This window comes from Bradyrhizobium sp. 45, assembly GCF_023073155.1.
In the GTDB taxonomy this organism is placed as follows: domain Bacteria; phylum Pseudomonadota; class Alphaproteobacteria; order Rhizobiales; family Xanthobacteraceae; genus Bradyrhizobium; species Bradyrhizobium canariense_D.
On record NZ_JADPIX010000154.1, the window covers coordinates 168,351 to 192,550 of the forward strand.

Sequence of the window (24,200 nt, forward strand, 5' to 3'; positions counted from 1 at the left end):
CGCGTTGACGTGAACCGAGGGTCTCGCTGTAACGTCGTGAGGCGCGCGGTGCAAGCTGCTACTCGGCAGCTTCCTTAACGGTGCCGTGCTCGACCGTCTCGTCGCCTTCGCCGTCACCCTTGCGGCCCCAGCCCGAGAACCAGTTGTTGAGCTCGTCGAGATAGAGATAGACGACCGGGGTGGTGAATAGCGTCAGCGCTTGACTGACGATCAGACCGCCGACCATGGCGTAGCCGAGCGGTTGGCGAATTTCGGCGCCGGTGCCGTGGCCGAGCATCAGCGGCACGCCGCCGAGCAGGGCAGCCATGGTCGTCATCATAATCGGACGGAAGCGCAACAGCGCTGCCTGCCGGATCGATTCCGCCGGCGTCTTGTGCTCGTCGCGCTCCGCGGCGATGGCGAAGTCCACCATCATGATGCCGTTCTTCTTCACGATGCCGATCAGCAGAATGACTCCGATCAAAGCAATGAGGCTGAACTCGAAGCCCGCCGCCATCAGGATCGCGAGCGCGCCGACGCCGGCCGAGGGCAGAGTCGACAGAATCGTGATCGGATGGATGTAGCTCTCGTAGAGGATGCCGAGGATCAGATAGACCACGACCAGCGCGGCGAGGATGAGGAGCGGCACGGTGCCGAGCGACTGCTGGAACGCCTGTGCCGTGCCCTGGAAGCTCGAATTGAGCGTCGGCGGCGCGCCGAGGTCCGCCATCGCCTTCTGCACGGCCTCCGTAGCCTGGCCGAGCGCGACGCCCTGGGCGAGGTTGAAGCTGATCGTGATCGCCGGGAACTGGCCCTGGTGGCTGATCGAGAGCGGGCGAACCGGATCGGTGCTCCAGGTCGCGAAGGTCGACAGCGGCACCTGGTCGCCGGTTAGCGGAGACTTCAGGTAGAGCTTGTTCAGGCTCTCGAGGCTGCCCTGCATCTCCGGCAGGATCTCGAGAATCACCTTGTAGGTGTTGAGCTGGGTGAAATACTGCGTGACCTGGCGCTGTCCGAAGGCGTCGTACAGCGTGTCGTCGATCAGCTGCGGCTGGATGCCGTAACGCGCAGCCGTATCGCGGTTGATCTTGAGCTGAACCGTGGTGCCCTGGGTCTGCTGGTCGGTCGCGACGTCGCGCAGTTGCGGCAAGGTCTGCATCTTGGCGAGAATCTTCGGCGCCCAGTCATTGAGCTCGGCGAGATCGGCGTCCTGCAGGGTGAACTCGAACTGCGTACGCGTCGGCCGGCCGCCGAGCCGGACGTCCTGGGCCGCCTGCATGTAGAGGCGGGCGCCGGACACCTTCTCGAGCTTGGGACGCAGCCGCGCGATGATCTGCTGCGCCGAGGCATTGCGGACGCTGAGCGGCTTCAGCGTGATGAACATGTTGCCGTTGTTGCCGGCGCGGCCACTGCCGCCGATGTTCATCGCGATCGTTGCGACGTCGGGGTCGTCCATTACGATTTTGCCGAGCTCGACCTGGCGGCGCTGCATCTCCGCGAACGAGATGTCCTGGGAGGCTTCCGAGGTCGCCGTGATCAGGCCGACGTCCTGTTGCGGGAAGAAGCCTTTCGGGATCAGCACGAACAGATAGACCGACAGGGCAAGGGTGGCGAAGAAGATCGCGAGCGTGGTGCGGCGCCAGCTCAGGGCATGGTCGAGCACCCATTCGTAGCCGCGCAACATTGCATCGAAGCCGCGCTCGCTCCATTGGTAGAACTTGCCGTGGGTGACCTCGCCATGGGCGCGCAGGAAGCGCGAGGCCATCATCGGCGTCAGGGTCAGCGACACGAACATCGAGACGAAGATTGTCATCGCCAGCACGACGGCGAATTCGCGGAACAGGCGTCCGATGATGCCGCCCATCAGCAGCAGTGGAATCAGCACTGCGACCAGCGAGATGCTGATCGACACGATGGTGAAGCCGATTTCCTTGGAGCCCTTGAAGGCCGCCGCCATCGGCGATTCGCCTTCTTCGATGTAGCGCGTAATGTTCTCGAGCATCACGATAGCGTCGTCGACGACGAATCCGACCGCGATGGTGAGCGCCATCAGCGACAGATTGTCGAGCGAATAGCCGACGACCCACATCAAGGCGCACGCGCCCAGCAGCGCCAGCGGCACTGTGATTGTGGGAATGACGGTCGCCCAAAAACTGCGCAGGAAAATGAAGATGACCATGACCACCAGCGCTATGGTCAGCAGCAGCGTGAACTGGACGTCCTCGACCGCTGCGCGGATCGTCGTGGTGCGGTCGCTGATGAGCTCGATCTTGATCGCGGGCGGGATCGCGGCGACGAGGCGAGGCAGGGTGGCCTTGATCCGGTCGACGGTTTCGATGACGTTGGCGCCCGGCTGCTTGAAGATCACCAGGAACACGCCGCGCTTGCCGTTGGCCCAGGCCGCCTGCTTGGCGTCCTCGGCGCCGCTGACCGCCTGGCCGATGTCGCGGATTCGCAAGGGGCCGCCGTTGCGATAGGCGATGATGACGTCGTTCCAGTCCTTGGCCTGGGTGAGCTGGTCGTTGGCGTAGATCGTGTAGGCGCGCTTCGGGCCGTCGATGTTGCCCTTGGGGCTGTCGACCGTGGTGATCGCGATCTGGCTGCGCACGTCCTCCATCGACAGGCCCTTGGCGACGAGTTTCGCCGGGTCGATCTGGATGCGGATAGACGGTTTCTGCTGGCCCCCGATGAAGACCTGCGCGACGCCGGAGAGCTGGCTGATCTGCTGGGCGAGCTGGGCGTCGACCGCGTCGCTGACGCTGGTCAGCGGCAATGTGTCTGAGGTTGCCGACAGCAGCAGGATCGGCGCGTCGGCCGGGTTGACCTTGCGGTAGGTCGGCGGCGACGGCAGGTTCTTCGGCAGCTGACCGCTCGCGGCGTTGATGGCGCCCTGCACGTCGTTGGCGGCGCCGTCGATGCTGCGGTTGAGGTCGAACTGGATGGTGATCGACGCGGTGCCCAGATAGCTCGTCGAGGTCATTTGGGCGATGCCCGGGATCTGGGCGAATTGCCGTTCGAGCGGCTGGGCCACCGACGAAGCCATGGTCTCTGGGCTGCCGCCCGGCAGATTGGCTGTGATCTGGATGGTCGGGAAGTCTACCTGCGGCAGTGGCGCGACCGGCAGCAGGGGATAGGCGACGAGACCAACGAAGAGAATGCCGGCCATCAGCAGCGAGGTGCCGATGGGATAACGGATGAAAGGTGCCGAAATCCCGCCCGCGTTCATTCCTGTCGGACCTTGTTCTGGGCCGGATCCGTACTCGCCACGGCCGTGGAGACGAGGCTTCCGGGCTGGACCTTGAATTGGCCGCCGGTGATCACTTGCTGCCCGGGCGTCAGCCCTTCGTCGACGACCGAACGTCCGTCGATGCTGTAGCTGACCTTGATCTTGTGCACCTGGGCCTTGTTGTCCTGATTGACAGAATAGGCGTAGAGGCCGTTGGTGGAGTGCTGGACCGCGTCATCCGGGACAACGGTCGCATCCTTGAGGGTGCGCACCAGCAGGCGTGTCGACACCGATTGACCGGGCCAAAGCGCGTGGTCCTTGTTCTCGAACACCGCCTTGAGCCGGATCGTGCCGCTGCTGGTGTCGACTTGGTTGTTGATGACGGCAAGCTTGCCCTCGGCCAGCGTCTTCTTGCCGTCGGTCGTGAAGGCGATCACCCTGAGCGCGCCGGCCTTCTGGCCCTCGCTGATATAGGGCAGCTGATCCTCTGGCGCGGTGAAGATCACCGAGATCGGCTCGACCTGCGAGATCGTGACGATGCCGGTCTGCGTCGAGGCGTTGACGATGTTGCCGATGTCGACCTGGCGCAGGCCCGCGACGCCGGTGATCGGCGCCTTGACCTGGGTGTAGTCGAGCTGGGTCTGCGCGTTGGAGATCGCAGCATCATCGGCGGCGATCTGTGCGGTGAGCTGGGCGACCGTGGAGCGCTGGGTGTCGACCCGCTGGGCGGTGGCGAATTCGCCGAGCTTCATGGCGCGCTGGAGCTCGAGATTGGCGTTGGCCAGATTTGCCTCGTCCTGGGCCTTCTTGGCCTTGGCCTGGTCGAGCGTGGCTTGATAGGGACGGGGATCGATCGAGGCGAGAAGCTGGCCCTCCTTGACGATCTGGCCTTCGGTGAAGGCGATCTTGTCGATCTGGCCATCCACCCTGGTCCGGACTTGGACGGTGTTGAAGCCCGCAACCGTGCCCAGACCGGTCAGGTAAACCGGAAAGTCCACCTTCTGAACTGGCGAAACGCTCACGGGGACGGCGGACGGGCGCTGCGGCCCCTTTTGTGCGGTCTGGGTTTTTCCGGCGTCGGGCGAGCCGAATTTCTGCCAACCATAGTAACCTGCGGAGGCCACGGCCGCGATGATCAGAATCCAGAGGATCGGCCGGGACTTTTTCATATCGTCTCGTGTCGGCTCTTATGCCCTAAGCTACGAATTATGAGGCAATCATAGGGTTCCAGGAGGCTTGTATAATACACGCCAAGTTCCAGTGTAAACAGCACTATCGGTTGAGAATCCTAAACAATTGGAAAGCTTTGCACGGGTTAGGCAGCTCCGTGTCACTACGGTGTGCCGTGCTGCATTCCCCCCTCAGGAACGATCAGCGTGCAAAGTTTGTGCAATGCTCGAAAGCGGTGTGCTCTGGACTGAGCGGCGCCGCGCCTAGGCCGCAAGGCGACGGCTGGCAGGAACGGTTCTAATCGTGCGGAGCTCGTTTCGGTTGTCAGGGAAATCGGCATCGGTCATATCGACGCGCCACAACGGGAGCGCAGCATGGACGAACTGAACGGCAAGCTGATCGCGTGTCAGATCCTGATCACGGGACTGATCGCACGCGTCGCCAACGAGCAGCGTGATCCCTTGCGCTTTCTCACCGAGTTCCGCGACGAGATCAGAGCCGTCGTCAACGGCGTCAACATCGCAGGCATGGACAACAGCGACCGCGTGCGCGCGGTGGCGCGGAAGACCGTCGATGAATTGTTCTCGTTGATGAAGCCGCCAAGCAGCGATTGACCATGCGCCCGCGACCGCCGATTTAGCAGCATTTTCACGCGCTCTTTAGAACGACTCCAATCTCGATTTAGAACGATTTCAAACGGCAGTTTAGAATCGCTTTGATCTGGACTTATTCAAGCGTTCTCGCGGCTTACTCGCATTGACCCGCAATTTTGCAGCCGATACCAACACTCCAATCGCTCATCGAAGTGAATGGGCGAACTGGAATATGGGGCGTGTTTGGTAATGGGGCAGGTGGTCGCACCGAAGTCGTTGCGTTCGGTCGCAGCATTCGATGAAAAGTTCACGAGCGTTTCCGGCAAGAAGGTCTCCGCTGTCGCGGGCCTGATCGCAGCAGCATCGGTGTCGAGCGGCGCGGAGGCGCAGCAGTCGAACCTGCCGCCGGTGACGGTCGATGCGCCGGTCGCGCGTCCGCGCCCGGTGGCTTCGAAGCCGACGGCGGATCAGGTCCGCGCGCGCAATGCGCTTCGCCGCGCCGCGCAGCGGCAGCAGGCGGCGCAGCAGACCGCTCCCACCACGCCGTCCGGCGAGGTTGACCGCAATCCGTATTCGGATCCGGCGGCGCCATACAAGGTCGACCACGTCCAGGCCTCCGGCAAGTTTCCCGAGCCGATGCTGAACACGCCGAAGACCATCACCGTGCTCAGCAAGGAAGTTCTCGAGGACAAGAACGCCACGACGCTGAAGGAGATCGGGCGGTCGACCGCCGGCGTGACGCTGGGTTCGGGGGAGGGGGGCAACGCGTTCGGCGACCGCTTCTTCATCCGCGGCTTCGATGCGCGCAACGACGTCTTCATCGACGGTATCCGCGATCCCGCGGTCTCAATCCGCGAAAACTTCTTCACCGAGCAGATCGAGATCCTGCGGGGCCCCGCCTCGTCCTACGCCGGCCGCGGCACCGCTGGCGGTGCCATCAACATCGTCACCAAGCAGGCGGGCGACGTCAATTTCAAGCGGATGGATACCGAGTTCGGCACCGACAGAACCAAGCGCGTCACGCTCGACGTCAACCAGGTCGTCGATCCGACCTTCTCCGTGCGCGTGGGCGGCCTGTTCCAGGACGCCAACGTCGCCGGCCGCAACTATATCACCGACGATCGCTGGGGTTCTTTCATCTCGACCAAGTACACCCCGACCAACGACATCAAGATCACGACGAACTATGTCCACACCGATCTCAGCGGCTACCCGGATTTCGGCGTGCCCTTCTACAGGCAGGGCAATGTCCCCGTGACGTCGGCGGGCATTCCGCGCGGAAACTGGTACGGCTTTCTCAACCGCGACTTCCAGACGGCGCGGCAGGATTTCGGCACCGGCACGATCGAGTACAAGGTCAACGATGCCATCACGCTGACCAGCAAGGTGCGCGGCGAGCACTCGCTGCTGAATTATATCGGCACGCTGCCGCAGAACCCGATCACGACCAGCCCCAATCCGCTGCTCTGGACCACGACGGCCAGTGCGCAGAGCCGCTACCAGAACGTGGATGTATGGGCCAACCAGAACGAGGCCACATTCAAGCTCAACACCGGCGGGGTCAAGCACACCGCAGTGTTCGGCGTCGAATATGCCAACGAAAACATCTCGATCGACCGTTACACCGGCCTCTCGTCCGAACTGTTCGGCGGCGGCTCGACCAGCAACGGAGCGGTCACGGGGGTCAATCTCTACTCGCCGCAGTACACCTACATTCCCTTCAGCAACACGCCGTCGCTGGTTGGAAATCCGACGCGCTACGGTGTCAACACCAGCAGCGTCTACGTCATGGACACCGCGAACTGGCAGGACACCATCATTGTGAACGGCGGCGTGCGCTACGACGGCTACAGCCAGAGTTCGTCGACCAACGCGGCCTATTTGAAGCAGAATGCCGATCTCGTGAATTACAACGTCGGCGCGGTCTACAAGCCGATGTCGATCGGCAGCCTGTATGCAGCCTATGCGACCTCGGCCAATCCGTTCGGGTCGGAACTTGATGCGACCGCGACCGATTACGGTGGTGTTCCGCCCAACACGGCCGTTTTGCTCGGACCCGAGCGTAACAAGGCGATCGAACTCGGCACCAAATGGGAGCTCGCCGACCGTCACCTGTTGGTAACCGGTGCGCTGTTCCAGACGACCAAGGACAACGCGCGCGAGACCGTCAACAATCTGCTGACCTCGGGCGCTGCCTACAGGATCCAAGGCATCGACATCGAGGCCGAGGGCAAGCTCACCGACCGCTGGAGCATTTTTGGCGGTCTGGTGCTGATGCAGTCGAAGGTCACGCAGAGCGGCGTTGCCTCCAACATCGGTCTGCAGCTCGCCAACATTGCCCACCAGTCGTTCAGCATGCTGACCAAGTACAAGTTCGACGGCGGCTGGGAACTCGGCGGCCAGGCGGTGTACCGCTCGAAGGTCTATGGCGGCACGTTCGCGGCCAACACCAACGAGTTGCCGAGCTACTGGCGTTTCGACGCATTCCTCGAGAAGAAGATCGACCAGAACTGGACCATGAAGTTCTACGCCCAGAACCTGACGAACAAGCTCTATTACGACTCGTTCTATCGCAGTGCCGTGCCCTTCGTGGCGGTCGCGCCAGGGCGGGCATTCTACCTCGTGACGACAGCGAAGTTCTGATCATGCTGACGTGCCTTCCTGGCGTTCTGAGCAAGGATGATGTGGCGGATTTCCGCCGCATCATGGACGTCAGCGAATGGGAGGACGGGCGCTCCACCGCCGGCTCGCAGTCGGCGATGGTCAAGCGCAACGAGCAATTGGCGCCGGACAGCGAGGTCGCGCGCAAGCTCGGCAACCGCATCATTTCGGCGCTGACGTCGAACCCGCGCTTTATCGCGGCCGCGATCCCCCTCCAGATATTCCCGCCGCTGTTCAACCGCTATGCGGCCAGCAGCGGCCACCATTTCGGCCTGCACGTCGACAATGCGATCCGCGGCGACCGCCTGACCGGCCTTCGCATCCGCACAGACCTCTCGGTCACGCTGTTCCTGGCCGAGCCGGAGGAGTACGACGGTGGCGAACTTGTGATCGAGGACAGCTACGGCTCGCACGAAGTCAAGTTGCAAGCCGGGGACTGCGTGCTCTATCCCTCGACCAGCCTCCATCTCGTGACGCCGGTGACCAGGGGAACGCGGGTTGCGTCTTTCTTCTGGCTTCAGAGCATGATACGGGACGATCAAGCCCGGAGCATGATCTTTGACCTCGACACCGCGATACAGGCGCTGGTGGAACGGCTCGGGCGTGACGATCCCGAAACGGTCAAATTGACGGGTATCTATCACAACCTCATTCGCTACTGGGCCGAAGTATGAAGATCATGTCCTTCCAAGCAAGCCTTGCCGCAGCTCTGGTGCTGGCGGCCGCCTGGCTTGCATCCCCCGTTTCTGCCCAGACACAGGCCGCCCCCGCGGCACCCGTCCAGTCGACGGCTCAGCCGTCCGCGGTCAGTCCAGCCCCGGTTGTTGCTCCGCCTATGACGCCCCAAGCTGCCGCGCCCGCGGCTGCAAAGTCCGATACGGCAGCCGGCATCGCGCCCGCCATGAAGGAACTGTCGCCCTGGGTGATGTTCATGTCGGCGGACATCATCGTGAAGGCGGTGATGATCGGGCTCGCCTTTGCATCGCTGATGACCTGGACGGTGCTGATCGCCAAGTCGATCGAATTGTCGATCGCCGCGACCAAGCTTCGCTCGGCGCTGAAGAAGATCGCAGAGGCGCGCTCGCTCGCGGAAGCGCAGATGGCGCTCGGGGCCAAGGAGGGCATCCTGCCGTCCTTCCTGGCGGCGGCGCTGCGGGAGGCGCGGATGTCGGCCGGCCTCTCCAGCGACACCGGCATCAAGGAGCGGGCGGCTTCGAGCTTCTCCGAGATCATGCGTGCGGAGGCGCGGCGCATCCGCGTCGGCATGGGCGTGCTCGCGACCATCGGCTCGACCTCGCCCTTCGTCGGCCTGTTCGGCACGGTGTGGGGCATCATGAACAGCTTCATCGGCATCTCGAAGTCGCAAACCACGAACCTCGCCGTCGTCGCGCCCGGCATCGCCGAGGCGCTGCTCGCCACCGCGATCGGCCTGGTCGCCGCCATTCCCGCGGTCATCATCTACAACTACTTCTCGCGCGTGACGAAGAGCTATCTCGAACTCGTCAGCCGTGCCTCGGGCGCTGCGGGGCGGTTACTCTCGCGCGATCTCGACCGCAGCCACGGCAGCGTGCATTCGCGCGCGGCGGAGTGACCCATGGGCGTCTCGCTCGCAGACAATGATGACGATGACGATTTCGGCGAAACGCATGAAATCAACGTCACGCCGTTCATCGACGTCATCCTGGTGCTGCTGATCATCTTCATGGTGGCAGCGCCGCTGTCGACCGTCGACCTGCCGATCGATCTGCCGACGTCGAGCGCGACACCGCAGAAGAAGCCGGACAAGCCGACCTATCTCAGCATCAAGCCCGATTTGACGCTTGCCATCGGAGAGAACCCGGTTCACCGCGCCGAGTTGATCGGCACCCTCGACGGGCTGTCCGACATGAGCAAGGACAAGTACGTGTTCCTGCGCGCCGATCGCTCGGTGCCGTATGGCGAGTTGATGGGCGTCATGGAGCTGTTGCGCTCAGGCGGCTATTCGCGGGTGAAGCTGGTTGCGCTGGAAGGCGCTCCGGGGGCGCCCGCGGCAGGCGCCGCTCAGCCTTAGAGGCCCGCTATGTCGGACGAGTCCAGACCAGCCCGGACGCTTTGGATTTTGGCAGCGATGGCGGCGCTCGCGCTCCATCTGGGCGGGGCCGCGCTCGCGTTGGCGCACCTGCGGGCCGATGACGCCGATGACGGCCTCGGCGCGGCCGGCGCGGAGTTCGCTGTCGAGATGGCCTCGCCGAAGGCGCCTGACACCGACCTTCCGCCGGGACCGGATAGTGAAGCGATGCAGGAGCAGCAGGCGCTTCCCGAGCAAAAGGCCGAGACCAAGGAAACCGAGCTTCCAAAGGATCAGTCGCAACAGGTCGACGATCCCGATCGGGTCGTCACCGAGAACATTTCGAAGAAGCCGCAGGACGAGGATCCGAAGATTGCGGCGGTCGAAACGCCCGCTGCGGAGGCCTCGCCGAAGTCCGTTGCGACGGCGCGGCAGACGCTCGACGAGGACGCGCGCGAGGCCGAGAAGGCACTGGCGCCCGTGCTGGGCATCGGCAAGGACATTCTAAAGCTCACGGCAGACTGGAATCGCAAGATTAGCGCGCACCTTACGGCCCACAAGGTCAATCCGGAAGGCAAGGAGCCCAACAATCAGAAAGTCAAGGTCAGCTTCGCGATCAACCGACGGGGCAACGTGCTTTCAGTCGACGTTGTCGAGTCGTCCGGGGATGCAGCTTACGATGCGGCCGCGATCTCGATTGTCCGCAAATCCGATCCCATCCCGCAGCCGCCTGCCAGCCTGACCGACGACCGGTTCGAGCGCACCGTCGACATCATCTTCACGCCGCCGGACGCAAGGAAAAAGAAGAAGACGGCTCAGCGCCAGTAGAGCCTGATCCCGACATAGACCACGACCAGGCAGGCGAAGATCAGGGCCACCGGGAGCGGCCGCTTCTGGGTTGCGCCCGCGGTCGCTGCCCGGAAGAAACTGGCCTTCTTCGGCTTCGGTTCGGGGCGGCGGAAAGCGGTAACATTGTCCGCCGCCGGTTCAGCCGCCCGGGGGCGGACGTCAGGTGGAGTTCCCGCGCCGCCCATCTCGGCATAGTAGGCCTTGTAGATGGCGCCGATGGTGGCCTCGGTAGCCTCACCCTCGTTCATCTGCGCCCGCAGGTTCTTGTAGCTCAGGAGGAACTCCTGCGCCTCCGGAGGCAGCGCGGACGACCCGTTGAGCTTGGCCATCATCTTCCAGGTGGCAAAATCGGCGCGAGCGCGGGTATCAGCGCGTCGCGCGATCAGCATATCGGCAGCTTTGACCAAGTCGGCCTCGAGCCCTTCGGCTTGTGTTCGGGTGTGCTGTTCAACTACGTATTGCCGGTCAGAATGAGAACAGCCTGAATCACATAACCGGTCAACGTTCGCAGTATTGCTGAAATAACATCAAGATTTAGACCGAACTGCGAGCCTGCCAGCGGTAGCAGGATCAGCAAGCCGATCAGAATCAGCATCCCGAACGGCTCGAGCCGCGCCAGCGGGAGGGCGAGCGGCCGGGGCAGCAGCCCTACCGCGACGCGCCCGCCGTCGAGCGGCGGGATCGGCATCATGTTGAACACCGCCAGCACCGCGTTGATCAGCAGTGCGTTCTTGAGATTGTCAAAGATCCATTGCGCCGAGTTCGCTGGGGCCCAGGGCAGGGCGTGCAGGGCAAGAGCTGCGGACAGCGCCAGCAGGATGTTGGTGGCGGGCCCGGCCAGCGCCACCCAGACCATGCCGAGTCTGGGGTCGTTGAGCTTGCGGAAATTCACCGGCACAGGCTTGGCATAGCCGAACAGGAATGGCGAATGTGCGAACAGCAGCATCGCCGGCAATATCAGCGTGCCGAACGGGTCGATGTGGCGGAGCGGGTTGAAGCTGACACGGCCGAGCTGCCATGCGGTATCATCACCGAGACGATGTGCGACGAAGGCGTGGGCAGCCTCGTGGAAGGTGATGGCGAGCACCAGCGGCAGCACCCACACCGAGAGGTCATACAAGGAAATGTTCACGGCTCGTCCGTCCCGGTTTGCCTGCGGTCTTGCAGCCGACCCAGCCAACCGGTGGTGCAGCAACGCGTCACCCCAACATAGGGTGGGCGGTCCCGAAATGCCACGCCGCAAATGATCGGCGAGACCAGCGGCCGTGACGTGGAGCCTTGGCGCCGGATGAGCTACGTCGGGATCGTCCCGTCATATCGGATCATGCCGTCCTCGATCGTCACCCAGCCCATCTTTTCGCTGACCCAGATGTGCTCGGTGGGCACAAACGCGTTGCGATCGTCGAAGGTCGCCAGCGCAACGCCAGCCAGCGTGCCGTTGCGCCGCCAGGCGAACAGGCGCGTGCCGCAGCGCTTACAGAACACGCGGTCGATGTTCTCGGACGACGCATAGCGCTCGGTGTCGCCCTCGACAGTCAGTGCGCGCTGGTCGAATTGCGCGCGGGCGAAGTAGGGCGAGCCCATCGCCTTCTGACAGATGCGACAATGGCAGATGCGGACGTTGAGCGGCTCGCCCTCCGCCTTGAACCGCACCGCGCCGCACAGACATCCGCCTTCTCGGATCATGGCTGCCTCAATAGGTTGCCCGCCCACCCGAGATGTCGAACACGGCGCCGGTCGAGAACGCGCAGTCCTCGGATGCGAGCCAGCTCACCATCGCGGCTAGCTCTTCCACCAGCACAAAGCGCGCTTTCGGGATTTTCGACAGCATGAAGTCGATATGCTGCTGCGTCATCTGGTCGAAGATCGCCGTCTTCGCAGCCGCGGGAGTCACCGCATTGACGAGAATGTCGTGTGCGGCCAATTCCTTGCCGAGCGACTTGGTCAGCGCGATCAGGCCGGCCTTGGACGCCGAATAATGCGAGGCGTTGGGATTGCCTTCCTTGCCGGCGATCGAGGCGATGTTGACGATGCGCCCGTACTTCTGCTTGAGCATCCAAGGCACGATCGCCTTGCAGACGATGAAAGGGCCGTCGAGGTTGATGCGCAGAACTTTCCGCCATTCCTCGAGATCGGTCTCCCAGACCGGCTTGTTGACGCCGGCGATGCCGGCATTGTTGACGAGGATGTCGATCTTGCCGAAGGCGGCCAGCGTCGCGTCGCGGGCCTGCTCGACGGCCGCGGTATCGGTGACGTCGACCTTGAAGACGCAGGTGTTATCGCCGATTTCCTTTGCCGTCTTCTCGGCCAGGGCTGCATCAAAATCCCAGATCGCGACCTTGGCGCCGGAGGCGACGAAGCGCTGAACAATGGCGCGGCCAAAGCCCTGCGCGCCGCCGGTGACGATGGCGACACGGCCGTTGAGATCGATCTTGTTCATGCCGGGCCTCTGGCGTCAGAGCATGTAGCCGCCGTCGACCACGAGGTCGACACCGGTGGTGAAGGCGCTCTCGTCGCTGCCGAGATAGACCGCCATGGATGCGATCTCGTCGGCGGTGCCGAGCCGGCCCATCTTCTGGCGGGAGACGAACATCTCCTTGCCCTGCGGCCCTTGCGCTGCGGCACGGTCGAGCATCGAAGGCGTCTCGACGGTGCCCGGGCAGATGCTGTTGCAGCGGATGCCCTTGGTGATGAAGTCGAGCGCGACCGCGCGCGTCAGCAGCGACACCGCTGCCTTCGAGGCGCTGTAGACATAACGGTTGGCCGGCGGCCGCAGCGCCGCGCAGGAGGAGATGTTGACGATGCTGCCGCCGCCGCCCGCGAGCATGTCCGGCAGGAAGGCCCTGATGGTCCGGTGCATCGACTTGACGTTGAGGTCGAACGAGAAATCAAAATCCTCTTCCGAACACTCCAGGATGGTGCCGTGGTGCACGAAGCCCGCCGCGTTGAGCAGGATGTCGACCTTGCCGACGCGCTTGGCGAAGGCGTTAACGTCGGCGGTGCTGCGCACGTCGAGCTTCGCAGTCTCGGCAATACCTTCCTTAGCCAGGCTCGCGATGCCGCTCTCATTGATGTCGGTGGCGATGACGGTTGCGCCTTCACGCGCGAATGCAATGGCGCATGCGCGCCCGATGCCTGCCGCTGCAGCCGTGATGACGGCGCGCTTTCCCTTGAGGCGGTCTGCCATTTGTATTCTCCTCGATTTTCTCAGTGCCGTAGCCCGGATGAGCGCGCGAGCGCGATATCCGGGAGCGGATGTCCCGGGTGTCGCTCCGCTCACCCGGGCTACGTGTTCCTAACTCAGTGATTATCCCGCGCTACGCCAAATGTGCCGGCGACGTTCTGATAGCGCGTAGCGAGCTCCATGCAGGCACCGGTCGACTGCTGGCCGACGGTGTTGCGATAAAGCTCCTGCCACGGCGTCTGGTTCGGCGGATGCTTGAAGCCGCCATTGGCCTTGAGCTCGGCGTGGCGCTTCTTCACCTCGTCGTCCGAGATGAGAATGTTGGCGCTGCCCTTGTTCAGATCGACGCGCACCTTGTCGCCGTTTCTGAGGATCGCGAGCCCGCCATTGGCGGCGGCTTCCGGCGAAGCATTGAGGATCGAAGGGGAGCCCGAGGTGCCCGACTGGCGGCCGTCGCCGATGCAGGGCAGGGACATGATGCCGCGCTTGATCAGCGCCGCAGGGGGCTGCATGTTCACGACCTCGGCGCCGCCGGGATAGCCGATCGGGCCGGTGCCGCGAATGAACAGCACGCAACGCTCGTCGATCTCGAGTGAGGGATCGTCGATCCGCTCGTGATAGTCCTCGGGGCCCTCGAACACGATGGCGCGGCCCTCGAATGCATTGAGATCGGTCGGGTTGCTGAGGTAGCGATCGCGGAACTCCTTGGAGATCACGCTGGTCTTCATGATCGCGGAATCGAACAGATTGCCCTTCAGCACCAGGAAGCCGGCGTCCTTCACCAGCGGCTTGTCGTAAGACCAGATCACGTCGTTGTCGGGTTTTGGCGCATTGGCGCAGTTCTCGCCGATGCCGCGGCCGTTGACCGTGACCGCGTCCTCGTGGATGCGCTTGTGCTTCATCAGTTCGCGCACCACGGCCGGCACGCCGCCGGCGCGGTGGAATTCCTCGCCGAGATAGAAGCCGGCCGGCTGCATGTTCACCAGCAGCGGCACGTCGTGGCCGACCTTCTGCCAGTCGTCGATGGAGAGCTCGACGCCGATGTGGCGCGCCAGCGCGTTAATGTGGATCGGTGCGTTGGTCGAGCCGCCGATCGCCGAATTGATCACGATGCAGTTCTCGAACGCCTTGCGGGTCAGGATGTCCGAAGGCTTGAGGTCTTCCCAGACCATGTCGACGATGCGTTTTCCCGTCTCGTAGGCGATCTGGCCGCGCTCGCGATAGGGGGCGGGGATCGCCGCACAGCCCGGCAGCGAGAAGCCGAGCGCTTCCGCGAGCCCGTTCATGGTCGAAGCGGTGCCCATGGTGTTGCAATGGCCGACCGAGGGCGCCGATGACGCCACGATCTCCATGAATTCTTCATAGTCAATCTCGCCGGCGGCGAGGCGCTCGCGCGATTTCCAGACGATGGTGCCGGAGCCGGTGCGCTCGCCATTGTGCCAGCCGTTCAGCATCGGCCCGCCCGACAGCACGATCGCGGGCAGGTTGACGGTCGCCGCCGCCATCATGCAGGCCGGCGTGGTCTTGTCGCAGCCCGTGGTCAGCACCACGCCGTCGAGCGGATAGCCGTAGAGGATTTCGACGAGGCCGAGATAAGCGAGGTTGCGGTCGAGCGCCGCGGTCGGGCGCTTGCCGGTCTCCTGGATCGGATGGGTCGGGAATTCCATCGCAATGCCGCCGGCCTCGCGGATGCCTTCGCGGACGCGATGGGCAAGCTCGATATGGTGGCGGTTGCAGGGGGAGAGGTCGTTGCCGGTCTGCGCGATGCCGATGATCGGTTTGCCGGACTGGAGCTCGGCGCGGGTGAGACCGTAGTTCAAATAGCGCTCCATATAGAGCGCGGTCATGCCCGGATTATGCGGATTGTTGAACCATTCCTGCGAGCGGAGGTGGCGGCGAGCGCCGTTGCCGGCGGGGGCATGCCCATTGGTTGGTTTTTTTGTCATTGGTTTCTCCTGCAATGCAAACGCACTGGCGTCCGTTTTATGGTATCGGCTTGTGCGATGCCCAACGGCGCGAGCGACGATTTGCCTGCCCGCTGGCGGGTCGTTTCCTCACAAATCCGATACTAGTCATGGCCACTTGGTAACGCTACCATTTTGTTCGCAACACCCCCGCCTGAAACGGCTGGCCGGTTGTCGGAACGCCGGGCCGACGAGCTTTGCCGCTCGATCACCTTGAAGCCGAGATCGAGCACCGGCTGCTCCGGACGCCGTCCGTCGATCGCGTCGATCAGCATGCTGGCGGCCGTGTTGCCCATCTCGTAGCGGTTGGTGCGCACGCTCGTCAAAGTCGGGACGGCGGAGGCCATGAATTCGAGATCGTTGAAGCCTACGATCGCGATCTGTTCGGGGATCGCGATCTCGCGGCGCCTGCATTCGAACAGCACACCCAGCGCGAGGTCGTCATTGGCGCAGAACACCGCGTCCATGCCGGGCTCCCGCGCCAGGAGATCGGTGAACAGGGCGCCTCCGAGCGTTACCGAGGTCGGAGTCGCCGTGGTGACGACGAGGCGTTGGTCGAACAGTCCGGCGTCTTTCATGGCCGAGACGTATCCGTCGAGCCGGCGCTGCACCCGCGGATCCATCCGTGCGCCGACGAAACCGATCTTGCGGTGACCTTGCGCGAACAGATGCGCAACCGCCGCACGGGCTGCGTCATAGTGCGAAAAGCCGATCATCATGTCGATCGGATTGGGTCCGATCTCCATGATCTGCACGATCGGGCAGTCGGCGGCATCGAGCATTGCGCGCGATTCCGTGGTCTGGTCGATGCCGGTGACGATCAGCCCGGCCGGCTTCTGCGCAAGAAACAGCCGCAGCAGCTTCTCCTCCTGGAGAATACTGTAGCGTGTGTTGGACAACTGGATCGAGTAACGGCTGTTTTCGGAGGCGTCGTAGATGCCGCGTAGCACGTCGGAGAACACGTTATTGGTCAGCGACGGAATCAAGACACCGATCACCTCGGTGCGCTGCGAGGCCAACGCGCGCGCCGCCAGGTTCGGTACATAGCCGAGCTCCCTGGCTGCGCTCTCGACCCGGGTCCGTTTGGCGAGCGACAGCGCCTCGGGATTGCGGAAGAAGCGGGATGCTGTGATCGGGCTGACGCCGGCGAGCTCGGCGACTTCCGCCAGCCGGATTTTGCCTGACTTGGTGCGGTTTCGACCCATTTGCTGCTCTTAACACACTCAATGTCGCAAACAAAGGAACGTTGACAGCGCTACCAGCACGGACTAACCAAAGACAAATTGCCAAAACCGCACAAACTGCCGACAATGTCGCCCGCTAAGGTTGGGCTTCGCTCGGTGAAGTCTGAAAAACAAGACGGTCGCGGCGCGAGATGCGTCGTGGACTTTCGAGGAGGGAGCTAGATGTCGTCTGTGCAAATCCGCGACGTGCGGAAATCGTTCGGCAATTTTGAAGTCCTGCACGGCGTTTCGATTCCGATCGAGGACGGCCAGTTCGTTGTCCTGGTTGGCCCCTCCGGCTGCGGCAAGTCGACGCTTCTGCGCATGCTCGCCGGTCTCGAGAACATCACCTCAGGCACGATCTCGATCGGCGACCGCGTCGTCAACAATGTCCAGCCCAAGGAGCGGGACATTGCGATGGTGTTCCAGAACTACGCGCTCTATCCGCACATGACGGTCGGCGAGAACATGGGCTTCTCGATGAAGCTGCGGGGCGAGAGCACCGAAGAGATCAACAAGCGCGTCAAGCGCGCCGCCGAGATCCTGGCACTGTCGCCGCTGCTCGAACGCTATCCGCGCCAGCTCTCCGGCGGCCAGCGCCAGCGCGTCGCCATGGGCCGCGCCATCGTGCGCGATCCGCAGGTGTTCCTGTTCGACGAGCCCTTGTCGAACCTCGACGCCAAGCTGCGCGTCGCGATGCGCACCGAGATCAAGGAGCTGCACCAGCGGCTGAAGACCACGACGGTCTACGTCACCCACGATCAGATCGAGGCCATGACCATGGCCGATAAAATCGTGGTCATGCATGACGGCATCGTCGAGCAGATGGGTACGCCGCTCGAGCTCTACGACAAGCCCGAGAACCAGTTCGTCGCCGGCTTTATCGGCTCGCCGTCCATGAACTTCCTGAAGGGTCATGTGCGGGTCAACGGCGTTGCGACCTTCGAGGGGCCGAATGGCGTCAAGCTGCCGCTCAGGAACGCGCCGGCGGCGTCCGACGGGCGTCCTGTCGTTTACGGCGTGCGTCCCGAGCATTTCACCATCGCTGACGACGGCGCCGATGCCGAGATCGTCGTGGTCGAGCCGACCGGCTCGGAAACGCAGGTGTTTGCGAAGCTCGGTGGTGAGCAGGTCGTCGCGGTCTTCCGCGAACGTCACCAGTTCAACCCGGGCGACAAGGTCAAGCTGAAGCCCGATCCTTCCGTGATTCATCTGTTCGACGAGGCGACGGGCAAACGCGTATAGCGACGCCAAAGAACTGCCAAGCAGAACTGCCCCAATACAAGACGACCCAATACAAATATAAAATTTAGGGAGAGAACGATGAGCGATTTCGACAGGCGAAGTGTGCTTAAAGTCGGTCTGGGCGGCGCGGCGCTGCTGGCCGGCCCGGGCATTGTCCCGGTACGCGCGGCGGAGTGGACCAACACGCCCGAGCCGAACGCTTCCATCCGCGTCTTGCGCTGGAAGCAGTTCATTCAGGCCGAGTTCGACAAATTCGCCGAGCAGACCAAGGCGTTCTCCGAGAAGACCGGCGTCAAGATCAAGCTCGAGGCCGAGAGCTGGGAGGACATCCGCCCCAAAGCCGCGGTCGCCGCCAATGTCGGCGCCGGTCCCGACCTGATCATCGGAACGCTCGATGATCCCCACAAATTCCCGGAAAAGCTGATCGACATGACTGACGTCGCCGACTATCTCGGCGCGCAGTATGGCGGCTGGTACCCGGTTGCCGAACGCTACGGCAAGAAGGGCAACAGCTGGATCGCCATTCCGCAGGGCGCGACCGGCGGCTGCCTGAACTATCGCGTTAGCCACGTGAAGGCCGCCGGCTTCGATGAATTTCCCAAGGACACTGCCGGCTTCCTCAAGCTCTGCCAGGCGCTGAAGAAGAACAACACGCCGGCCGGCTTCGCGCTCGGCCACGCCACGGGTGACGCCAACGGCTGGTGCCAGTGGGCGCTGTGGGCCTTCGGCGGCAAAGTCGTCAATGAAAAGAACGAGGTCGTGATCGACTCGCCGGAGACGATCGCCGCGCTCGAATACGTCAAGCAGCTCTACGAGACCTTCATCCCCGGCGTGCTGTCGTGGAACGACTCGAACAACAACAAGGCGTTCCTCAACGGCGAGCTCAGCCTGACGCTGAACGGCATCTCGATCTGGACCGTCGGAAAGAACTCGACCGATCCGAAGCAGCAGGAGATCGCCAAGGACATGAACCACGCGCCGATGCCGATCGGTCCGGTCGGCGTGTCGACCGAGCAGCAGAACGTACTGGTTTATTACGGCTACAAGCACTCGAAGTATCCGAAGGCGGTCAAGGAATACATCAAGTTCATGATGGACAAGGCGAACTACGACGCCTGGGAGGTCTCCTCCAACGGCTACGTGTCGCCGCCGCTTCCGGCCTACAACGACAACCCGGTGTGGACGTCGGATCCGAAGATCACGCCGTATCGCGACTGCCTGAAGCGCTGCCGCGACAACGGCTATGCCGGCGATCTCGGCTATGCCTCGGCCGCGGTGATGGGCGACTTCGTCGTCGTCGACATGTTCGCCGAGGCGGCGTCGGGCTCGGTGACGCCGAAGGCGGCAGCCGCACGCGCAGCCGAGCGCGCCAAGCGCTACTATCAGGTCTGATCAGCTCCAATCTACGCGGCGTCCGGTTCGCCGGACGCCGCGACTTTTCGTCGAGGGGAATCCGACATGGCAGTTTTGGCCGAGTCCACTGTCGCGCAGGCCAAGCGCAGCAGCTTGTGGACCAGAGCATTCGAGAGCCGGCATTTCCTCGGCGCGATGTTCATGGTGCCGGCAATCGCCATCCTCATCCTGTTTCTGGCTTACCCGCTGGCGCTGGGCTTCTGGCTCGGCATGACCGACACCAAGATCGGCGGCGCCGGGCGCTACATCGGCTTCCAGAATTTCGTCTCGCTGGCGAAGGACTCAGTGTTCTGGCTTTCGGTGTTCAACACCATCTTCTACACGGTCGCCGCCAGCGCGGTGAAATTCGCCATCGGCCTTTACCTGGCGCTGCTGCTCAACGAGCGGCTGCCGATGAAGTCGATGATCCGGGCGATCGTGCTGTTGCCCTTCGTCGTGCCCACGGTGCTCTCTGCGATCGCGTTCTGGTGGATTTATGACAGCCAGTTCTCGATCATCTCCTGGGTGTTGATCAAGGCCGGCCTGATCACGCGCTATATCGATTTCCTTGGCGATCCCTGGAATGCGCGCTGGTCGGTCGTCGCCGCCAATATCTGGCGCGGCGTGCCTTTCGTGGCGATCACGCTGCTGGCGGGATTACAGACCATCTCGCCCTCGCTCTATGAGGCCGCCAATCTCGACGGCGCCACCAATCTGCAGCGCTTCCGCCACATCACGCTGCCGATGCTGTCGCCGATCATCGCGGTCGTGATGACGTTCTCGGTGCTGATGACCTTCACCGACTTTCAGCTCATCTACACCATCACGCGGGGTGGACCGATCAACTCCACCCATCTGATGGCGACGCTGTCGTTCCAGCGCGCCATCACCGGCGGCAATCTCGGCGAGGGGGCGGCGATCTCGAACGCGATGATTCCGTTCCTGGTCGCGGCGATCCTGCTCAGCTTTTTCGGGCTTCAGCGTTCCCGCTGGCAGCAGGGCGGGAGGGACTGACCATGACCACGGCAGACGACCAAAGCGTCGGAATGGACTATCTCGAGAGCTTCCCGCGGAAGTTTTTTCGGGTCTACCTTCCGCTCGGCCTGATCATCTTCTTCCTGCTGTTCCCGTTCTACTGGATGGCGGTCGCGACGTTCAAGCCGGACGCGGAGATGTACGACTACGAAAAGTACAATCCGTTCTGGATCGTGCATCCGACGCTGGAGCACATCAAGAAGCTGTTCTTCGACACCGACTATCCGCTCTGGATGTGGAACACCGTGATCGTCTCGGTGTCCTCGACCTTCATCTCCCTGTTCGCCAGCGTCTGCGCCGCCTATGCGATCGAACGCCTTCGCTACAAGGGCTCGCGCTATGTCGGCCTTGCGATCTTCCTCGGCTATCTGGTGCCGCCCTCCATTCTGTTCATTCCGCTGGCGGCGATCGTGTTTCAGCTCGGGCTGTTCGACGGCAATTTGGCGCTGATCCTGACCTATCCGACCTTCCTGATCCCGTTCTGCACCTGGCTCCTGATGGGCTATTTCCGCACCATCCCCTATGAGCTGGAGGAGTGTGCGCTGATCGACGGGGCGACGCGGCTGCAGATTCTGATGAAGATCACGCTGCCGCTTTCGCTGCCGGGCGTGATCTCGGCGGGCATCTTCGCCTTCACGTTGTCCTGGAACGAGTTCATTTACGCGCTGACCTTCATCTCCTCGTCCGAAAACAAGACGATCCCGGTCGGCGCGATCACCGAGCTCGTCAATGGCGACGTCTACCACTGGGGGGCCCTGATGGCGGCGGCTCTGACCGGCTCGGTTCCCGTAGTTATCCTTTATTCCTTCTTCGTCGAGTATTATGTGTCGGCGATGACCGGCGCCGTGAAGGAATGATCGCGGGGCCTGCCTCGAGAGCGCGCCAGGACGAATCGCCGAAATCGGCGCGTTCCGGCCAATAAAAAGGAGTAGGCTCTTGCACATTCTGGTTCTGGGCGCCGCCGGCATGGTCGGCCGCAAATTGTGCGAACGGTTGTCGCGCGACGGCCGGCTCGGCAAGAGCGACATCACCAAGCTGACCATGCATGACGTGGTCGAGCCGAAGGCGCCCGAAAGAGCCGGTTTTGCCGTCGAGACCGTGTCGAGCGATTTCGCCGTGCCGGGTGCGGCCGAAAAGCTGATCGCCGGCCGTCCGGACGTGATCTTTCATCTCGCCGCGATCGTCTCGGGCGAAGCCGAGCTCGATTTCGACAAGGGCTACCGCATCAATCTCGACGGCACGCGAATGCTGCTCGATGCCGTCAGGCTTGCAGGCGGCGGCTACAAGCCGCGCGTGGTCTTCACGTCCTCGATCGCGGTGTTCGGCGCGCCGTTCCCCGATGCGATCGGCGACGAGTTCTTCCACACGCCGCTTCTGAGCTACGGTACGCAGAAGGCGATCGGCGAATTACTGCTGGCCGACTATTCCCGCCGCGGCTTCCTCGATGGCATCGGCATCCGCCTGCCGACCATCTGCATCAGGCCCGGCCTGCCCAACAAGGCGGCATCGGGCTTCTTCTCCAACATCCTGCGCGAGCCGCTGGCCGGCAAGGAAGCGGTTCTTCCCGTGTCCGAGGACGTCCGCCACTGGCATGCCACGCCGCGCTCCGCCGTCGGCTTCCTGCTGCATGCCGGCACCATGGACCTCGCCGCGGTGGGGCCGCGCCGTAATTTGACCATGCCGGGTCTGTCGGCGACGGTTGGCGAGCAGATCGCTGCGCTGAAGCGCGTCGCCGGCGACAAGGTCGCCGCCCGCATCAAGCGGGAGCCCGATCCCTTTATCGTCAGCATCGTCGGCGGCTGGCCGCGCAACTTCAATGCAAAGCGGTCGCTCGAGCTCGGCTTCACCACTGCCGAGAAGACTTTCGACGACATCATCCGCATTCACATCGAAGACGAGCTCGGCGGCAATTTCGTCGCCTGATCTCTGACTGAGCGGGTAAAGTGATGGCGAGCGTTGCTTGCATCGGCGAATGCATGGTCGAGCTCCGGCAGGCCCAGGGTGGACAATCCGCCGGACCTTCCAGCGGGCAGGGCGGGGGCCTCTACTCGCGTGGATTCGGCGGCGACACCTTCAACACGGCCGTTTACCTCGCGCGGCTCGAGGTCAAGGTCGATTATTTCACCGCGCTTGGCGACGATGCCCTGAGCGATGAGATGATCGCGGCCTGGACTGCGGAGGGCGTCGGCACGAGGCGCGTCGCGCGGCTGCCGGGCAAGCTGCCCGGCCTCTACATGATCCAGCTGGATGCGAAGGGAGAGCGCCAGTTCTTCCACTGGCGCGACAGTGCGGCGGCGCGCCAGCTGATGAACCTGCCGGAGACGGACGATCTCCTCAATTCGCTGATGAGCTACGACATCGTCTATCTCTCTGCGATCACGCTCTCGATCTACGACACGGCTGGGCGCGAGCGCCTGCTCGCGGCGATCAAGCGCGCGCGTCTGCTTGGCACCCGCTTCGTGTTCGACACCAATTTTCGCGCGCGGGGATGGCCGGATCGTGAGGTCGCGCGCGAGGTGTTTTCAGCGGCCTTCGCGGCAGCCGACATCGTGCTGACCTCGACCGAGGATCTGCTCGCTCTCTATCCCGGCGAAAGCCACGAGCAGTTGATGGCGCGCATCCCAAGCCCCGAGCTGGTGTTCCGGCTCGCCGAGCCGGTCAGCCTGCTGCGCTTTCCCGGGGGGCCCTACGAGGTCCGCGCAGAGCCCATGACCAAGCCCGTGGTCGACACCACCGCGGCCGGCGACAGCTTTGCGGCGGCCTATATCGCGGCACGGCTCGCCGGTTCCGACCCGGTCGAGGCCGCGCAGGCCGGGCACCGCCTCGCCAGCCTCGTCATCTGCTATTCCGGCGCCATCATTCCGGGTTATGCCATGCCGCCGAAGAAACGGCATCGGCCGGCGACCACGCGTCAAGCGACCAAGTGAAACGAAAGCCAAGATGACCACGACTGCCCAACAGAACCACCTCGCCGCGCTGTTCAAGGCCGCGACTGTCATTCCCGTCCTCACCATCGAGCGTATCCAGGATGCGGTGCCGCTGGCGCGTGCGCTGGTGGCCGGCGGCGTCCGCACGCTGGAGGTGACCATGCGTACCCCTGTTGCGATCGAGGCGGCGAGGGCGATGATGGCCGAGGTGCCCGAGGCGGTGGTCGGCATCGGCACGATTCTCAATCCGGCCGACTTTACCCGTGTCGAGAAGCTCGGCGTTGCGTTCGGCATCAGCCCGGGCTTGACCCCGGACCTCTTGAAGGCCGCCACCCATAGCTCCTTGCCGTTTGCGCCGGGTATCGCCACGGCCTCCGAGCTGATGATGGCGCTGTCCTACGGCTTCGACATTGCAAAATTTTTCCCGGCCGAGCAGGCCGGCGGCATCAAGGGGCTGCGCTCGCTGGGTGGGCCGTTCCCGAACGTGCGGTTCTGCCCGACCGGCGGGGTCGGCGAGGCCAATGCGGCAACCTGGCTCGCGGAGCCCAATGTGGTCGCGGTCGGCGGTTCCTGGCTGTGCCCGACGGCGGAGATCAGGGCCGGGAACTGGGCCGGCATAACTGCCATCTGCCAGCGCACCCTCGAGGCCCTTAAACCCGCGTGAAGTCTTGCCATCCCTGAGCTAAGACTTAGGTCAGCAAGAGA

22 protein-coding genes are annotated in these 24,200 nt (G+C 63.3%); 13 read left to right on the top strand and 9 right to left on the bottom strand.

Annotated elements, in window-relative coordinates; all coding sequences use genetic code 11:
• Positions 1 to 58 precede the first annotated feature (58 nt).
• Together IVB42_RS37890 and IVB42_RS37895 are read right to left on the bottom strand one after the other, a co-directional pair.
• The gene (locus IVB42_RS37890; RefSeq protein WP_247398211.1) at positions 59 to 3,205 is read right to left on the bottom strand and encodes an efflux RND transporter permease subunit; all 3,147 of its coding nucleotides are present in this window, start codon (positions 3,203 to 3,205) and stop codon (positions 59 to 61) included.
• Positions 3,202 to 4,374, bottom strand: a complete 1,173-nt coding sequence (locus IVB42_RS37895) for an efflux RND transporter periplasmic adaptor subunit (protein WP_247398210.1) — start codon at positions 4,372 to 4,374, stop codon at positions 3,202 to 3,204. Before IVB42_RS37895 ends, IVB42_RS37890 begins: the two co-directional genes overlap by 4 nt.
• Positions 4,375 to 4,749: 375 nt before the next feature.
• Here IVB42_RS37895 and IVB42_RS37900 point away from each other — a divergent pair, with 375 nt between their 5' ends.
• From IVB42_RS37900 to IVB42_RS37925, 6 genes are all read left to right on the top strand, one after another.
• Entirely contained in the window at positions 4,750 to 4,989 is a 240-nt protein-coding gene (locus tag IVB42_RS37900) for a hypothetical protein (protein ID WP_085352792.1), read from the top strand.
• 228 nt (positions 4,990 to 5,217) lie between these two features.
• On the top strand, positions 5,218 to 7,611 hold the full coding sequence (locus IVB42_RS37905) for a TonB-dependent receptor (protein WP_085362163.1): 2,394 nt from the start codon (positions 5,218 to 5,220) through the stop codon (positions 7,609 to 7,611).
• 2 nt (positions 7,612 to 7,613) lie between these two features.
• Positions 7,614 to 8,303, top strand: a complete 690-nt coding sequence (locus tag IVB42_RS37910; RefSeq protein ID WP_085352794.1) for a Fe2+-dependent dioxygenase — start codon at positions 7,614 to 7,616, stop codon at positions 8,301 to 8,303.
• On the top strand, positions 8,300 to 9,220 hold the full coding sequence (gene exbB, locus IVB42_RS37915; protein WP_085352795.1) for a tonB-system energizer ExbB: 921 nt from the start codon (positions 8,300 to 8,302) through the stop codon (positions 9,218 to 9,220). The genes IVB42_RS37910 and exbB overlap by 4 nt, the downstream gene beginning before the upstream one ends.
• A 3-nt stretch (positions 9,221 to 9,223) precedes the next feature.
• Positions 9,224 to 9,679 carry a TonB system transport protein ExbD gene (gene exbD / locus IVB42_RS37920; RefSeq protein WP_018459254.1) on the top strand — a complete coding sequence of 152 codons (456 nt, stop codon included), beginning with the start codon at positions 9,224 to 9,226 and terminating at the stop codon, positions 9,677 to 9,679.
• Between the two features lie 9 nt (positions 9,680 to 9,688).
• Complete coding sequence (locus IVB42_RS37925) at positions 9,689 to 10,504, top strand: TonB family protein (RefSeq protein WP_085352796.1); 816 nt, start codon at positions 9,689 to 9,691, stop codon at positions 10,502 to 10,504.
• Here IVB42_RS37925 and IVB42_RS37930 read toward each other — a convergent pair.
• From IVB42_RS37930 to IVB42_RS37960, 7 genes are all read right to left on the bottom strand, one after another.
• Complete coding sequence (locus IVB42_RS37930; RefSeq protein WP_085352797.1) at positions 10,492 to 10,914, bottom strand: hypothetical protein; 423 nt, start codon at positions 10,912 to 10,914, stop codon at positions 10,492 to 10,494. The two genes, IVB42_RS37925 and IVB42_RS37930, sit on opposite strands and share 13 nt — an antisense overlap.
• Before the next feature lie 62 nt (positions 10,915 to 10,976).
• Complete coding sequence (locus IVB42_RS37935; RefSeq protein WP_026233763.1) at positions 10,977 to 11,657, bottom strand: site-2 protease family protein; 681 nt, start codon at positions 11,655 to 11,657, stop codon at positions 10,977 to 10,979.
• Between the two features lie 161 nt (positions 11,658 to 11,818).
• On the bottom strand, positions 11,819 to 12,211 hold the full coding sequence (locus IVB42_RS37940; RefSeq protein ID WP_085362164.1) for a GFA family protein: 393 nt from the start codon (positions 12,209 to 12,211) through the stop codon (positions 11,819 to 11,821).
• A gap of 7 nt (positions 12,212 to 12,218) precedes the next feature.
• Positions 12,219 to 12,965, bottom strand: a complete 747-nt coding sequence (locus tag IVB42_RS37945; RefSeq protein ID WP_018459249.1) for an SDR family NAD(P)-dependent oxidoreductase — start codon at positions 12,963 to 12,965, stop codon at positions 12,219 to 12,221.
• Between the two features lie 15 nt (positions 12,966 to 12,980).
• On the bottom strand, positions 12,981 to 13,712 hold the full coding sequence (locus tag IVB42_RS37950; protein WP_018459248.1) for an SDR family oxidoreductase: 732 nt from the start codon (positions 13,710 to 13,712) through the stop codon (positions 12,981 to 12,983).
• A 113-nt stretch (positions 13,713 to 13,825) separates the two neighbouring features.
• Positions 13,826 to 15,655, bottom strand: a complete 1,830-nt coding sequence (locus tag IVB42_RS37955; RefSeq protein ID WP_085352800.1) for an IlvD/Edd family dehydratase — start codon at positions 15,653 to 15,655, stop codon at positions 13,826 to 13,828.
• A gap of 122 nt (positions 15,656 to 15,777) precedes the next feature.
• Complete coding sequence (locus IVB42_RS37960; protein WP_085395903.1) at positions 15,778 to 16,878, bottom strand: LacI family DNA-binding transcriptional regulator; 1,101 nt, start codon at positions 16,876 to 16,878, stop codon at positions 15,778 to 15,780.
• Between the two features lie 201 nt (positions 16,879 to 17,079).
• Here IVB42_RS37960 and ugpC point away from each other — a divergent pair, with 201 nt between their 5' ends.
• From ugpC to eda, 7 genes are all read left to right on the top strand, one after another.
• Entirely contained in the window at positions 17,080 to 18,141 is a 1,062-nt protein-coding gene (ugpC, locus tag IVB42_RS37965) for a sn-glycerol-3-phosphate ABC transporter ATP-binding protein UgpC (RefSeq protein ID WP_007592328.1), read from the top strand.
• Between the two features lie 78 nt (positions 18,142 to 18,219).
• Positions 18,220 to 19,533, top strand: a complete 1,314-nt coding sequence (locus IVB42_RS37970; protein WP_018459245.1) for an ABC transporter substrate-binding protein — start codon at positions 18,220 to 18,222, stop codon at positions 19,531 to 19,533.
• A 66-nt stretch (positions 19,534 to 19,599) separates the two neighbouring features.
• The gene (locus tag IVB42_RS37975) at positions 19,600 to 20,547 is read left to right on the top strand and encodes a sugar ABC transporter permease (protein WP_247398209.1); all 948 of its coding nucleotides are present in this window, start codon (positions 19,600 to 19,602) and stop codon (positions 20,545 to 20,547) included.
• A 2-nt stretch (positions 20,548 to 20,549) separates the two neighbouring features.
• Positions 20,550 to 21,425 (top strand): carbohydrate ABC transporter permease, encoded by an 876-nt coding sequence (locus tag IVB42_RS37980; RefSeq protein WP_007592322.1) that lies wholly within the window; start codon positions 20,550 to 20,552, stop codon positions 21,423 to 21,425.
• Between the two features lie 79 nt (positions 21,426 to 21,504).
• On the top strand, positions 21,505 to 22,491 hold the full coding sequence (gene denD / locus IVB42_RS37985) for a D-erythronate dehydrogenase (RefSeq protein WP_247369214.1): 987 nt from the start codon (positions 21,505 to 21,507) through the stop codon (positions 22,489 to 22,491).
• A 23-nt stretch (positions 22,492 to 22,514) separates the two neighbouring features.
• Positions 22,515 to 23,495, top strand: a complete 981-nt coding sequence (locus tag IVB42_RS37990; protein WP_247398196.1) for a sugar kinase — start codon at positions 22,515 to 22,517, stop codon at positions 23,493 to 23,495.
• A 13-nt stretch (positions 23,496 to 23,508) separates the two neighbouring features.
• Entirely contained in the window at positions 23,509 to 24,159 is a 651-nt protein-coding gene (gene eda / locus IVB42_RS37995; RefSeq protein ID WP_018459241.1) for a bifunctional 4-hydroxy-2-oxoglutarate aldolase/2-dehydro-3-deoxy-phosphogluconate aldolase, read from the top strand.
• The last annotated feature ends 41 nt before the right edge of the window (positions 24,160 to 24,200 follow it).

Coding starts and splice junctions, on each gene's coding strand:
- IVB42_RS37890 (WP_247398211.1), bottom strand. CDS start 3,205: ATGAACGCGGGCGGGATTTCGGCACCTTTCATCCGTTATCCCATCGGC.
- IVB42_RS37895 (WP_247398210.1), bottom strand. CDS start 4,374: ATGAAAAAGTCCCGGCCGATCCTCTGGATTCTGATCATCGCGGCCGTG.
- IVB42_RS37900 (WP_085352792.1), top strand. CDS start 4,750: ATGGACGAACTGAACGGCAAGCTGATCGCGTGTCAGATCCTGATCACG.
- IVB42_RS37905 (WP_085362163.1), top strand. CDS start 5,218: ATGGGGCAGGTGGTCGCACCGAAGTCGTTGCGTTCGGTCGCAGCATTC.
- IVB42_RS37910 (WP_085352794.1), top strand. CDS start 7,614: ATGCTGACGTGCCTTCCTGGCGTTCTGAGCAAGGATGATGTGGCGGAT.
- exbB (WP_085352795.1), top strand. CDS start 8,300: ATGAAGATCATGTCCTTCCAAGCAAGCCTTGCCGCAGCTCTGGTGCTG.
- exbD (WP_018459254.1), top strand. CDS start 9,224: ATGGGCGTCTCGCTCGCAGACAATGATGACGATGACGATTTCGGCGAA.
- IVB42_RS37925 (WP_085352796.1), top strand. CDS start 9,689: ATGTCGGACGAGTCCAGACCAGCCCGGACGCTTTGGATTTTGGCAGCG.
- IVB42_RS37930 (WP_085352797.1), bottom strand. CDS start 10,914: ATGCTGATCGCGCGACGCGCTGATACCCGCGCTCGCGCCGATTTTGCC.
- IVB42_RS37940 (WP_085362164.1), bottom strand. CDS start 12,211: ATGATCCGAGAAGGCGGATGTCTGTGCGGCGCGGTGCGGTTCAAGGCG.
- IVB42_RS37945 (WP_018459249.1), bottom strand. CDS start 12,965: ATGAACAAGATCGATCTCAACGGCCGTGTCGCCATCGTCACCGGCGGC.
- IVB42_RS37950 (WP_018459248.1), bottom strand. CDS start 13,712: ATGGCAGACCGCCTCAAGGGAAAGCGCGCCGTCATCACGGCTGCAGCG.
- IVB42_RS37955 (WP_085352800.1), bottom strand. CDS start 15,655: ATGACAAAAAAACCAACCAATGGGCATGCCCCCGCCGGCAACGGCGCT.
- IVB42_RS37960 (WP_085395903.1), bottom strand. CDS start 16,878: ATGGGTCGAAACCGCACCAAGTCAGGCAAAATCCGGCTGGCGGAAGTC.
- ugpC (WP_007592328.1), top strand. CDS start 17,080: ATGTCGTCTGTGCAAATCCGCGACGTGCGGAAATCGTTCGGCAATTTT.
- IVB42_RS37970 (WP_018459245.1), top strand. CDS start 18,220: ATGAGCGATTTCGACAGGCGAAGTGTGCTTAAAGTCGGTCTGGGCGGC.
- IVB42_RS37975 (WP_247398209.1), top strand. CDS start 19,600: ATGGCAGTTTTGGCCGAGTCCACTGTCGCGCAGGCCAAGCGCAGCAGC.
- IVB42_RS37980 (WP_007592322.1), top strand. CDS start 20,550: ATGACCACGGCAGACGACCAAAGCGTCGGAATGGACTATCTCGAGAGC.
- IVB42_RS37990 (WP_247398196.1), top strand. CDS start 22,515: ATGGCGAGCGTTGCTTGCATCGGCGAATGCATGGTCGAGCTCCGGCAG.
- eda (WP_018459241.1), top strand. CDS start 23,509: ATGACCACGACTGCCCAACAGAACCACCTCGCCGCGCTGTTCAAGGCC.